The organism is Streptomyces sp. NPDC001393 (genome assembly GCF_053597455.1).
Window position 1 is genome coordinate 234200 of sequence record NZ_JBSFIH010000003.1, and the last position, 11669, is coordinate 245868.

An 11669-nucleotide genomic window follows, 5' to 3' on the forward strand; every position below is an offset into this window, starting at 1 on the left:
TTCGATTAGCCCTTCCCCGTCGGTGCTGCTAGCCTTGTGTGACGACCGGCTGGACAACCCTGCGAACAACAGAGTGCCAGCCCACAAGTGGAGGCTCCGAACTCCCACCTGACCGTCCTCCGGGACGGCGGGTCACCCGGTCAGGCGGCCACCATCGTTCCGTACGGACGATGGAGTCGCCCGAAAGTGCGCCCCGCGGCATCGCGGCGGTGCTCCGGTAGTGTTGTGGAGCCCCGCCTGTGATCGTCCGGGGCATTTTTTGTGCTTCGGCGCGGTTAGGTCTTACGAAAAGAGACATACGCGGCTGTCCGCCAGACCGCCGTGTGGTGCTACCGAGGAGGATCCATCAGCGCCGAGCCCCGCATCAACGACCGGATTCGCGTTCCCGAGGTGCGACTTGTCGGTCCCAGTGGCGAGCAGGTCGGCATCGTGCCGCTCGCGAAGGCACTGGAGCTTGCGCAGGAGTACGACCTGGACCTGGTCGAGGTCGCGGCGAACGCCCGTCCGCCCGTGTGCAAGCTCATGGACTACGGGAAGTTCAAGTACGAGTCGGCCATGAAGGCCCGTGAGGCGCGCAAGAACCAGGCGCACACGGTCATCAAGGAGATGAAGCTCCGGCCGAAGATCGACCCGCACGACTATGACACCAAGAAGGGTCACGTCGTCCGGTTCCTCAAGCAGGGCGACAAGGTCAAGATCACGATCATGTTCCGTGGTCGCGAGCAGTCCCGTCCCGAGCTGGGCTACCGACTGCTGCAGCGCCTCGCGGAGGACGTCCAGGACCTCGGTTTCGTCGAGTCGAACCCGAAGCAGGACGGCCGCAACATGATCATGGTCCTCGGTCCGCACAAGAAGAAGACCGAGGCCATGGCCGAGGCCCGTCAGGCGCAGGAGGCCCGCAAGGCGTCCGCGAAGGCGAACCCCGGTCGGTCGCAGAACCCTGCCGAGGCTGAGGCTTCCGCCGAGGAGCCCGCCGAGGCGTGATCCCGGGGGATGTGCGTCGCAGCACCTCCCCGAGGATGTAACCGATAGAAGAGAGCGACGCTCTACCGTGCCCGGTTTTCGCGACCGGGCACCGGAGCGCCACCCGACGAGGAGATAACGGCGCTATGCCGAAGAACAAGTCGCACAGCGGTGCCAGCAAGCGCTTCAAGATCACCGGCTCCGGCAAGGTGCTCCGCGAGCGCGCCGGCAAGCGCCACCTGCTCGAGCACAAGTCGTCCCGCGTCACGCGTCGCCTCACCGGCAACGCCGAGATGGCCCCGGGCGACGCCGCGAAGATCAAGAAGCTTCTCGGCAAGTGATGCGGCGGCGCCGTCTGAGCGCCGTGCGTCTGGACCGGGACCGAATCGTTTCCGGGTCGTGTGAGGACCCCCACGACCCCGCTACAAGGAGTTAACAAGTGGCACGCGTCAAGCGGGCAGTCAACGCCCACAAGAAGCGCCGGGCGATCCTCGAGCAGGCCTCCGGCTACCGCGGTCAGCGTTCGCGCCTGTACCGCAAGGCCAAGGAGCAGGTCACCCACTCGCTGGTCTACAACTACAACGACCGCAAGAAGCGCAAGGGCGACTTCCGTCAGCTGTGGATCCAGCGCATCAACGCCGCTGCCCGCGCCAACGGCATCACCTACAACCGCTTCATCCAGGGGCTGAAGGCCGCGAACATCGAGGTCGACCGCAAGATCCTGGCCGAGCTGGCCGTCAACGACGCGAACGCGTTCGCCGCGCTCGTCGAGGTCGCGCAGAAGGCGCTGCCGTCGGACGTCAACGCGCCCAAGGCCGCGTGACGCTGCGCTGGCTTTAGGCCGACGTTCACTGGACCCGCAGGCTTTATGGCTTGCGGGTCCTGTTGTTGGGGGGTTGTGGTGCGATTCGTGCGGCCGCGGGCCGGTGGGGGCTGATCGCGCCCACGCGGCGGAGCCGCATATCCATGCAGCCCCGCGCCCCTGACGGGGCGCTGCACCCCACCGGCGCCACAAAGTGAAGACTTTCTTGAAGGTGAAGAACAGGATGCCCAGCCCCGAGCCGATCTCCCCCCGGTCCGCACGCGTCGCCGCCGCCCGGCGGCTTGCCAAGCGGAACTTCCGGGGCAAGGACCGGCTGTTTCTCGCGGAGGGGCCGCAGGCCGTGAGGGAGGCCGCCGGGCACCGGGGTGCGGACGGCAGCCCCACCCTCGTCGAGCTGTTCGCCACCGTCGAGGCCGCGGAGCGGTACGCCGACATCATCGGGGCCGCGCGGGACGCGGGCGCCCGGGTGCATCTCGCCTCCGAGGACGTCATCGCCGACATTTCCACGACCGTGACCCCGCAGGGGCTCGTCGGGGTGTGCCGGTTCCTCGACACGCCCTTCGAGGAGATCCTCGCCGCCCGGCCGAAACTGGTCGCCGTGCTCGCCCATGTGCGCGATCCCGGAAATGCCGGGACCGTGCTGCGCTGCGCCGACGCCGCCGGTGCCGAGGCGGTGATCCTCACCGACGCCTCCGTGGACCTGTACAACCCCAAGGCTGTACGGGCCTCCGTGGGCTCCCACTTCCATCTGCCCGTCGCCGTCGGCGTGCCCGTCGAGCGCGCCGTCGAGGGGCTGGGGGACGCCGGGGTGCGCATTCTCGCCGCCGACGGGGCGGGGGACCGCGACCTCGACGAGGAGCTCGACAAGGGCACCATGGGCGGCCCGACCGCGTGGGTGTTCGGCAACGAGGCCTGGGGGCTGCCGGAGGAGACCCGCGCCCTCGCCGACGCCGTCGTGCGCGTGCCCATCCACGGGAAGGCCGAGAGCCTGAACCTCGCCACCGCCGCCGCCGTATGTCTCTACGCGTCGGCTCGTGCACAGCGCGCCTCCGGAGGGTGCCGCTCCGTCACCCAGAGCTAGTAGGGTGACCAGCTCGGGGCCCTGCGCGGTCTGAGAGGTGGGGTACGGGGATGAGTGTGGCCGGCACGAGCACCGCGCCGGAGGGGCGGGACCCGCGGCGCGCACCCGCGCCCCGGCAGGGTGACCACGGCTGTGGGCTCGACCCCGACCAGCTGCCCGACGGGCTCGTCATCGCCGACGAGCACGGCCGCGTCGCCTGCTTCAACGCCGCCGCCGCACGGATCACCGCCGTCCGGCCAGCCGACGCCCTCGGGCAGCCCCTGGAGAAGGCCCTGCCGTTGGAGGACCTGGAGGGCCGCCGCTGGTGGCAGCTCACCGACCCCTACGGGGGCCTTGCGATCCGGGTGCGCCAGCCGGAGCGCAATCTGCTGCTGCCCGGCGGGCGGGAGGTGCTGGTCTCCGCCCGGTATGTACGGGAGCGGCCCCTGGGAGCCGTACGGCGGGTCGTCGTCTCCCTGCGGGACACCGAGGCCCGCCGCCGTACCGAGCGCAGCCACGCCGAGCTGATAGCGACGGTCGCCCATGAGCTGCGCTCGCCCCTCACCTCCGTCAAGGGCTTCACGGCCACGCTCCTCGCCAAGTGGGAACGGTTCACCGACGACCAGAAGCGGCTGATGCTGGAGACCGTCGACGCCGACGCCGACCGGGTCACCCGGCTCATCGCCGAGCTGCTGGACATCTCGCGGATCGACTCCGGACGCCTGGAGGTGCACCGGCAGCCCGTCGACATCGGGGCCGCCGTCTCCCGGCACATCCAGGCCTACGTCGCCGCCGGCCAGCGAGCCGACCGCTTCCTGCTGCGCATCGAACAGCCGCTGCCGGGCCTGTGGGCCGACCCCGACAAGATCGACCAGGTGCTCAGCAACCTCATCGAAAATGCCGTGCGGCACGGCGAGGGAACCGTCACCATTGACGTCACGCCCACCGCGTCCCCGAGGGAGGGCGAGGAGAACGGCACGTCGGTCACGGTGAGCGACGAAGGGCCCGGCATCCCGGAGGAGTCCATGAACCGCGTCTTCACCCGCTTCTGGCGGGGCAGCAAGCGCGGTGGCACGGGCCTCGGGCTGTACATCGTCAAGGGCATCGTCGAGGCCCACGGCGGCACCATCACGGTCGGCCGCGCCCCCGGTGGCGGCGCCGAGTTCCGATTTACGCTGCCCGTGGCGGCACCCGCGTATCTCGCGTAGTGGCCCACGGGCGCATTCGCATACCTCCACCCCGTTAGACTCGGCCTTTGGCACCTTTGTGTCCTTCACGCGGCCCTCGCGAGTCGGTGACGGGGACCATCCGCCAGCCAATCGGAAGCACGGGAAGAGATGTCGGCACCGAATAAGTCGTACGACCCTGTAGAGGTCGAGGCGTTGAAACCGGAAGAGATCGAGCGCATGCGGGACGGGGCGCTCGCCGCCTTCGCCGCCGCGGACTCCCTCGACGCGCTCCACGAGGCCAAGGTCGCCCACACCGGCCCCGCCTCCCCGCTGGCCCTCGCCAACCGCGAGATCGGCGCCCTGCCCCCGCACGCCAAGGCCGAGGCCGGCAAGCGCGTCGGCATGGCCCGCGGCGCCGTCAACAAGGCCCTCGCCGCCCGCCAGGCCGAACTGGAGGCCGAGCGGGACGCCCGCGTGCTGGTCGAGGAGGACGTCGACGTCACGCTGCCGTACGACCGCGTCCCGGCCGGCGCCCGCCACCCGCTGACCACGCTGTCGGAGCGCATCGAGGACATCTTCGTGGCCATGGGCTACGAGGTGGCCGAGGGCCCGCAGGTCGAGGCGGAGTGGTTCAACTTCGACGCCCTGAACATCGGTCCGGACCACCCCGCGCGCGGCGAGGCCGACACCTTCTTCGTGCAGACCGCATCCGGCAGCGGCTCCGCCGCGGGGTCCGGCGGCACCGAGTCCGGCGTGGTGCTGCGCACCCACACCTCGCCCGTGCAGATCCGCTCGCTGCTCGACCGCGAGCTGCCGGTCTACGTGATCTGCCCCGGCCGCGTGTACCGCACCGACGAGCTGGACGCCACGCACACGCCCGTCTTCCACCAGGTCGAGCTGCTCGCCGTGGACGAGGGCCTGACCATGGCCGACCTCAAGGGCACCCTGGACCACATGGTCCAGTCCCTGTTCGGCGAGGGCATGAAGACCCGGCTGCGGCCGAACTTCTTCCCCTTCACCGAGCCGAGCGCCGAGATGGACATGCTCTGCTACGTCTGCAAGGGCGAGTCCGTCGGCAACCCCGACCGGCCCTGCCGCACCTGCTCGTCCGAGGGCTGGATCGAGCTCGGCGGCTGCGGCATGGTCAACCCGCGGGTGCTCACCGCCTGCGGCGTCGACCCGGAGAAGTACAGCGGCTTCGCCTTCGGGTTCGGCATCGAGCGGATGCTGATGTTCCGCCACAACGTCGAAGACATGCGAGACATGGTCGAGGGTGACGTCCGGTTCACCCGGCCGTTCGGGATGGAGATCTGATGCGGGTCCCGCTTTCTTGGCTGCGGGAGTACGTCGACCTGCCGGCCACCGAGACCGGCCGCGACGTCCAGGCCAAGCTCATTTCGGCCGGCTTGGAGGTCGAGACCGTCGAACAGCTCGGCGCCGACCTCAAGGGCCCGCTGGTCGTCGGCCAGGTCCTGACCATCGAGGAGCTGGAGGGCTTCAAGAAGCCGATCCGGTTCTGCACCGTCGACGTCGGCCAGGCCAACGGCACCGGTGAGCCGCAGGAGATCGTCTGCGGCGCCCGCAACTTCGCCGTCGGCGACAAGGTCGTGGTCGTCCTTCCCGGCGCCACGCTGCCGGGCGGCTTCTCGATCTCCGCGCGCAAGACCTACGGCAAGACGTCGCACGGCATGATCTGCTCCACCGACGAGCTGGGCATGGGCGACGATGGCACCCACGGCATCATCGTGCTGCCGCCGGAGACCGAGGTCGGCAAGGACGCCATCGAGCTGCTGGAGCTGGTCGACGAGGTCCTGGACATCGCCGTCACCGCCAACCGCGGCGACTGCCTGTCCATCCGCGGTGTCGCCCGCGAGACCGCCATCGCCTACGGTCTGCCGCTGCGCGACCCGGCCCTGATCGACGTACCGGCCCCGAACGCCTACGGCTACCCCGTCCAGGTCGCCGACCCCTTCGGCTGCGACCGGTTCGTCGCCCGCACGGTCACCGGTCTGCGCCCCGAGGCTCGCTCCCCGATCTGGCTGCAGCGCCGGCTGCAGAAGGTCGGCATGCGCCCGATCTCGCTCGCCGTCGACGTCACGAACTACGTGATGATGGAACTCGGCCAGCCCCTGCACGCCTACGACCGGTCCCAGATCCAGGGCACCATCGGCGTGCGCCGGGCCCAGGAGGGCGAGAAGCTCGTCACCCTCGACGGCGTCGAGCGCAAGCTGCACGCCGAGGACCTGGTCATCACCGACGACCGCGGCCCGATCGGCCTCGCCGGTGTGATGGGCGGCGCCAACACCGAGATCGCCGACCACGAGGTCACCGAGGACGGCGTCAACGGGACCACCGACGTGGTCATCGAGGCGGCCCACTTCGACGCCGTCGCGATCGCCCGTACGTCCCGCCGCCAGAAGCTGCTGTCCGAGGCCTCCCGCCGCTTCGAGCGCGGCGTCGACCCGCAGGCCGCCGCTGCCGCCGCGCAGCGCACGGTGGATCTGCTGGTACTGCTCGCGGGCGGCACGGCCGAGGCGGGCGTCACCGAGATCGTCGCGCCCTCGGCCCCGCACACCATCACCATCCCGGCCGACCACCCCGACAAGGTCGCGGGTGTCGTCTACGGCCGTGAGACGGCCGTCCGCCGCCTCCAGCAGGTCGGCTGCGACGTCTACGGGCAGGACGAGCTGATCGTCACCGTCCCGTCCTGGCGGCCCGACCTGGTCGACCCGAACGACCTGGCCGAGGAGGTCATCCGCCTCGAGGGCTACGAGAACCTGCCCTCCACGCTGCCCAAGCTGCCCTCGGGCCGTGGCCTGACCCACCGCCAGCGGCTGCACCGCCGGGTCGGCCGCGCGCTGGCCGGCGCGGGCTACGTCGAGGCGCCGAACTACCCCTTCGTCGGCGAGCAGGTCTTCGACCAGCTCGGTCTGGCGGCCGACGACCCGGCCCGCCGTGTCGTCAAGCTGGCCAACCCGCTCAGCGACGAGGAGCCCGCGCTGCGTACGACGCTGCTGCCGGGCCTCCTCGGCGCCCTGCGGCGCAACGACGGCCGGGGCTCGCACGACCTGGCGCTGTTCGAGACCGGGCTGGTGTTCCACCCCCGCGAGGAACAGCGTGTCGCCACGCACCTGCCCGTCGACCGGCGTCCCACCGACGAGGAGATCGCCGCGCTGAACGCGGCGCTGCCCGAGCAGCCGCGGCACGTGGCCGTCGTCCTCACCGGCGCCCGTGAGCAGGCCGGCTGGTGGGGCAAGGGCCGTCCGGCGGACTGGGCCGACGCGGTGGAGGCCGGGCGCGCCGTGGCGCGGGAGGCCGGTGCCGAGCTGATCGTCCGCAAGGGCCAGTACGGCCCCTGGCACCCCGGCCGCTGTGCCGAGCTGGTGATCGTCGCCGACGGCGCCGAGCAGGTCGTCGGCCACGCGGGCGAGCTGCACCCGCGCGTGCTGAAGGCCCTGGGGCTGCCCGAGCGCACCTGTGCGATGGAGCTGAACCTGGACGCCCTGGAGGCGGTGGGCGACGGCGCCCCGCAGGCACCGAGCATCTCCACGTTCCCGGTCGCCACGCAGGATGTCGCCCTCGTGGTCGACAAGCCCGTCCCCTCCGAGGAGGTCGAGGCGGCGCTGCGTGAGGGTGCGGGCGAACTCCTCGAGTCCATCCGGCTGTTCGACGTGTACGAGAACGCGGAGCAGCTGGGCGAGGGGAAGAAGTCGCTGGCGTACGCTCTGCGGTTCCGCGCGGCGGATCGCACGCTGACCGTGGACGAGGCGTCGGCGGCTCGGGATGCGGCGGTTGCCCTCGCGGGCGAGCGGACCGCGGCGGTGCTTCGGGGCTAGTCGCCGTTGGGGTTTCTGTTGTCGGCCGGCTGCGGGTTTCGTCGTGGCCGGTCGCGCCCACGCGGCGGAGCCGCATATCAGACAGAGCCCCGCGCCCCTTAGGGAGCTGCAGTGCCGTGGACTTCATAGTGCCGCCGCCGCTGTGGGCAGTCGTGCCGCTGGGGCGGCACGGGAGGCACGGGTGGGCGGTGGGGGTCCCCCCGCTCGAGCGAAGCCGAGAGTGGGGGAGAAGCCGAGAGTGGGGGAGGCACCCCGCACGCGCGGGCAAACGCCCCCCGGGGCAGTCAGCCGGCCGTGAGCTCCCGGATACCCTCGAGCGCCAGTGCCTCCGCGGGCCGGTTGCCGAGCCTCCGGGCCAGTTCAAGGGCCTCGCGGTGCAGTCGTAGCGCCTCGTCCGGGTGGCCCGCGAGGCGGTACGTCTCGGCGTAGCCGTTGAGGAAGTGGATCTTCCAGTGTTCCTCGAACAGCTCGTACAGCAGCGCGAACGCCTCCCGGTGGCTGGCCAGCGCCTCCTCGTAGCGGCCCATCTGCCGCAGCGCCACGCCCATGCAGTTGAGGCACCAGGCCTGGTTGTTGAGGTGGCCGTCCTCGCGGGCCAGTGCCAGGGCCCGGCGCAGGTGCTCCGCCGACTCCTCCGGGTCGTCCTGCGCGACGGCCAGGCCGAGCGTGATCCGGGCCGTCAGGCCGGGCGGCCAGGCGGGGTCGGTGGACTGCAGATCCAGCACCTCCCGGGCCCGCTGGGCCGCCTCCGCACGGTGCCCGAGCTGGAGCATCGTCCAGGCCTCCGACGCGGCCGCGTGGGCCGCTCCCGTCGGGCAGCCGGCCTGTTCGTACAGCTTCCCCGCCAGCCGGAAGAGCTCCAGCGGCTCCTCGACCTGTCCCGCGTCCCAGCTCAAGTAGCCGCGGCGGACGGCGAGTTCGGCCTCTCTTGCCGACGCCCGCCATGCCGTCGACGGAGACCGCCCGGTGGCTCTCGACGGCGGCCAGCACGGCGGCGAGCTGCTGCTCGCGCCCGGTGAAGTCGGGCACGTCGCGCGGCAGGTCGTTGCGGGCCGGCGGGCGGCCCTGGCGGGTGCTCTTCGGGGGCGCCGGCAGCGGGTTCGAGGCCCGTTCCCACACCGGGCGCAGCGGGCGGGGGTCGCGCTTGACGAGCCGGCACAGGGCCACCACCGCGGGCCAGGGCGGCACCGTCTGCCCGGTGAGGTAGCGCGAGAGCGAGGAGGAGCTGAGACCGGCGTCCCGCGCGAGGGCCCGTACACCGAGCCCGGACAGCTCCTGCAGCAGGCGCAGCCGGGCCGCCAGTTCCTCCTGAGGGTCGTTCTTCGCCGTCCGTTCGTGCGCCTGCACTGTCCCCCGTTGTCATGTCCCGCGCCGACGGAAGTCTTCCGGGCCAAGTCGCCGCTGGTCAAGGCCGTTTGAGGTGTCCCACGGTGTCCCATCGCCGTGGTCCGGGCGACCCGTTCGGCGCTGTCATGGAGTCACGCCCCGACGACAGCGGGGCACCGACCACGGAAGGAGCGGACCGCGATGCAGTCCCGTGTGCAGAACCCCGCCGTCGTCCTGCCCGAGGCGATGCAGCCCATCCAGCAGCTGTTCAAGGCGGTTCACTCCGGCGGAGTGAACCCGCAGACGCTGGAGCTGGTGCATCTGCGGGTCAGTCAGATCAACGGGTGCAGCGCCTGCGTGGACGCCGGCGCCAAGACGGCCCGCAAGGCGGGAGTGAGCGACGAGCGGCTGGCCACAGTCGCCGCCTGGCGGGAGGCCCCGTACTTCACCGACGAGGAGCGGGCGGCCCTCACGCTGGCCGAGGCCGCCACGCGGCTCGCCGACCGGCCCGACGCGGTGAGCGACGAGGTCTGGGACACCGCCGCCACCTACTACGACGAGAAGCAGTTGGCCGCGATCATCCTGATGATCGGCGTCACCAACCTGTTCAACCGGCTCAACGCCACCACCCGCCAGATCGCCGGCGCGTGGGGCTGACGCCCACCGCCCCCGCCCCACCCCTGCAACCGGAGGAGACCCGCTGTGACAGCCACGCAGAAGACCGCCAGGAGCACCGCCGCCACGTCCGAGGGATTCACGGACGAGGAACGAGCGGCGATGAAGGAACGGGCCAAGGAGCTCAAGGCGTCCGCGCGCGGTGCGTCGCGCGCCGCCAAGGCGGCCAAGGACGAGGCCGCCGTGCTCGCCAGGATCGCCGAGATGCAGGAGGCGGACCGGGCCATGGCCGAACGGATCCACGCCGTCGTCAGGGCCGCGGCGCCCGAGCTCGCCCCGAAGCTCTGGTACGGGATGCCGGCCTACGCCCTGGACGGCAAGGTCGTCTGCTTCTTCCAGAGCGCGCAGAAGTTCAAGACACGCTATGCGACCCTCGGCTTCAGCGACCGGGCGAACCTCGACGAGGGCACCATGTGGCCGGCTTCCTACGCCCTGAGGGAGCTGACCGCCGCCGGCGAGGCGAGGATCGGCGAGCTCGTGCGGAAGGCCGTCGGCTGAGGGCCCAGGAAGCCGGTCACCCCCACGGCGAGCTGCATAAATGCGGGTTGACCGGCGCGGGCTCACTCGTTCGGGTGGGAACTTCAGGTGATCCGGTCCTCCCGGGCCATGCCCTCGACAGAATCGGACCGGCCTTTCGGGGTCGGTCCGTCTGCTCTTTCAGGGCCCACATGGGGGACCAGAGGCATGATCCGCATCAAGGCACGGGCGCCCACCGCGCGGGGAGCCGTACTGCCCACGGTCTGGGGAGCCGTGGCGGTCGCCTACAAGTTCGGCTGCCCGCTCGCCCAGCAGAACGGCCTCGGCGCGCGCATCGTCACCAGCGCCGTCTTCCTCGCCGTCGGCACGGGGGTGATAGCCCATGTCCGCCGCGCGCTGCTGCGCGAGCTGCGTCAGGTCCGCCGGGTGGCGCGGGCCGCGCAGAGCGTCGTACTGCGTCCCCTGCCGCCACGCCTCGACGGGCTGAACGTCGCCGCCGCCCAGCTGTCCGCGGACCGGGGCGCGAGCGTGGGCGGCGACCTGTACGAGGCGATCGCCACCGAGCACGGGGTGCGGGTGGTGATGGGCGACGTGCGCGGGCACGGTCTCGCCGCCCTCGGCACGGTCGCCGCCGTCCTCGGCAGCTTCCGCGAGGCCGCCCACGACGAACCCGGACTCGACGGCGTGCTGGGCCGGTTGGACCGCGCCCTCGCCCGGCACCTGCGCGAGCGCGCCCGCGCCGAGCACCCCGCGAACGGCGGCCAGGACCCCGACCATCCGGTCGCCGAGGAGTTCGTCACCGTCCTGCTGCTGGAGATCGACCGGGACGGCCGGCTGCGCGCCCTCAACTGCGGTCACCCATGGCCGTATCTGCTCAGCGGCACGACAGTCGAACCGTTGACGCGCGTCGACCCGCTGCCGCCACTGGGCCCGTTCCCCCTGCCGACGGCCCTGGAAGCCCACGCCTGCGGACAGCTGTCGCCCGGCGACTGTCTGGTTCTCTTCACCGACGGTGTGGAGGACGCCCGGGATGCCCGCGGCCGCTTCTTCTCGCTGCCGGATGCCCTGCGCAAGGCCGTACGCGACCAGCCGGTGTCGCCCCAGCGGATCCTGCGCACGGTCGTCACGGCGCTCCTGCAGCACACCACCGGCCGTCCCACGGACGACATAGCGCTCCTGGTCCTGCGGAACGACCGGGAAGACCTCTGGCGGCACCCCAGTGGTCGGCCCGGCCAAGCCACCGCTTTTCGAGGGGGAGCCGGCGGCTTGGCCGGCACCTAAGTCAATCGGTACAGCACGCTGAGCGACACCGCGTGCACAGCGCGGATGCACGTGTTCCG

The 11669-nt window shown here is 71.4% G+C and carries 11 protein-coding genes and 1 pseudogene; 10 read left to right on the top strand and 2 right to left on the bottom strand.

The features are described 5' to 3' along the window. Positions 1-321 precede the first annotated feature (321 nt). From infC to pheT, 7 genes are all read left to right on the top strand, one after another. Complete coding sequence (infC, locus tag ACWC2T_RS06140; protein ID WP_205383649.1) at positions 322-984, top strand: translation initiation factor IF-3; 663 nt, start codon at positions 322-324, stop codon at positions 982-984. Positions 985-1109: 125 nt separating this feature from the next. Next, positions 1110-1304 carry a 50S ribosomal protein L35 gene (rpmI, locus tag ACWC2T_RS06145; RefSeq protein ID WP_003977225.1) on the top strand — a complete coding sequence of 65 codons (195 nt, stop codon included), beginning with the start codon at positions 1110-1112 and terminating at the stop codon, positions 1302-1304. Between the two features lie 98 nt (positions 1305-1402). Next, the gene (rplT, locus tag ACWC2T_RS06150; RefSeq protein WP_016642495.1) at positions 1403-1786 is read left to right on the top strand and encodes a 50S ribosomal protein L20; all 384 of its coding nucleotides are present in this window, start codon (positions 1403-1405) and stop codon (positions 1784-1786) included. A gap of 223 nt (positions 1787-2009) precedes the next feature. After that, positions 2010-2867 carry a TrmH family RNA methyltransferase gene (locus ACWC2T_RS06155; RefSeq protein ID WP_450669262.1) on the top strand — a complete coding sequence of 286 codons (858 nt, stop codon included), beginning with the start codon at positions 2010-2012 and terminating at the stop codon, positions 2865-2867. A gap of 50 nt (positions 2868-2917) precedes the next feature. After that, positions 2918-4054 (top strand): ATP-binding protein, encoded by a 1137-nt coding sequence (locus ACWC2T_RS06160; RefSeq protein ID WP_450669263.1) that lies wholly within the window; start codon positions 2918-2920, stop codon positions 4052-4054. 129 nt (positions 4055-4183) lie between these two features. After that, a complete protein-coding gene (gene pheS, locus ACWC2T_RS06165) occupies positions 4184-5329 on the top strand; it encodes a phenylalanine--tRNA ligase subunit alpha (RefSeq protein ID WP_450669264.1) in 1146 nt (381 codons plus the stop codon). Continuing rightward, positions 5329-7851: a phenylalanine--tRNA ligase subunit beta gene (gene pheT / locus ACWC2T_RS06170; RefSeq protein WP_450669265.1), complete on the top strand. Its 2523-nt coding sequence runs from the start codon at positions 5329-5331 to the stop codon at positions 7849-7851. The genes pheS and pheT overlap by 1 nt, the downstream gene beginning before the upstream one ends. A gap of 284 nt (positions 7852-8135) precedes the next feature. Here pheT and ACWC2T_RS06175 read toward each other — a convergent pair whose 3' ends face one another. Together ACWC2T_RS06175 and ACWC2T_RS06180 are read right to left on the bottom strand one after the other, a co-directional pair. Continuing rightward, positions 8136-8747, bottom strand: coding sequence for a tetratricopeptide repeat protein (locus ACWC2T_RS06175; RefSeq protein ID WP_450669266.1), 612 nt, complete (start codon positions 8745-8747; stop codon positions 8136-8138). 247 nt (positions 8748-8994) lie between these two features. Then, positions 8995-9198, bottom strand: a pseudogene (locus ACWC2T_RS06180) (helix-turn-helix domain-containing protein); the annotation flags it as partial. Between the two features lie 180 nt (positions 9199-9378). Between ACWC2T_RS06180 and ACWC2T_RS06185 the strand changes: the two are divergent. The 3 genes from ACWC2T_RS06185 to ACWC2T_RS06195 all read left to right on the top strand — a co-directional run bounded on the left by ACWC2T_RS06185 (position 9379) and on the right by ACWC2T_RS06195 (position 11610). Continuing rightward, on the top strand, positions 9379-9834 hold the full coding sequence (locus ACWC2T_RS06185) for a carboxymuconolactone decarboxylase family protein (protein WP_450669267.1): 456 nt from the start codon (positions 9379-9381) through the stop codon (positions 9832-9834). Positions 9835-9954: 120 nt separating this feature from the next. Then, the gene (locus ACWC2T_RS06190; RefSeq protein WP_450669353.1) at positions 9955-10350 is read left to right on the top strand and encodes an iron chaperone; all 396 of its coding nucleotides are present in this window, start codon (positions 9955-9957) and stop codon (positions 10348-10350) included. 186 nt (positions 10351-10536) lie between these two features. Next, positions 10537-11610: a PP2C family protein-serine/threonine phosphatase gene (locus ACWC2T_RS06195; RefSeq protein WP_450669268.1), complete on the top strand. Its 1074-nt coding sequence runs from the start codon at positions 10537-10539 to the stop codon at positions 11608-11610. Positions 11611-11669: the final 59 nt, after the last annotated feature.

Bases quoted from the DNA above. Each gene is read 5' to 3' on its own strand.
- pheT (WP_450669265.1), top strand. From the start codon at position 5,329: ATGCGGGTCCCGCTTTCTTGGCTGCGGGAGTACGTCGACCTGCCGGCC.
- pheS (WP_450669264.1), top strand. From the start codon at position 4,184: ATGTCGGCACCGAATAAGTCGTACGACCCTGTAGAGGTCGAGGCGTTG.
- ACWC2T_RS06160 (WP_450669263.1), top strand. From the start codon at position 2,918: ATGAGTGTGGCCGGCACGAGCACCGCGCCGGAGGGGCGGGACCCGCGG.
- ACWC2T_RS06190 (WP_450669353.1), top strand. From the start codon at position 9,955: ATGAAGGAACGGGCCAAGGAGCTCAAGGCGTCCGCGCGCGGTGCGTCG.
- rpmI (WP_003977225.1), top strand. From the start codon at position 1,110: ATGCCGAAGAACAAGTCGCACAGCGGTGCCAGCAAGCGCTTCAAGATC.
- ACWC2T_RS06185 (WP_450669267.1), top strand. From the start codon at position 9,379: ATGCAGTCCCGTGTGCAGAACCCCGCCGTCGTCCTGCCCGAGGCGATG.
- ACWC2T_RS06195 (WP_450669268.1), top strand. From the start codon at position 10,537: ATGATCCGCATCAAGGCACGGGCGCCCACCGCGCGGGGAGCCGTACTG.
- ACWC2T_RS06155 (WP_450669262.1), top strand. From the start codon at position 2,010: ATGCCCAGCCCCGAGCCGATCTCCCCCCGGTCCGCACGCGTCGCCGCC.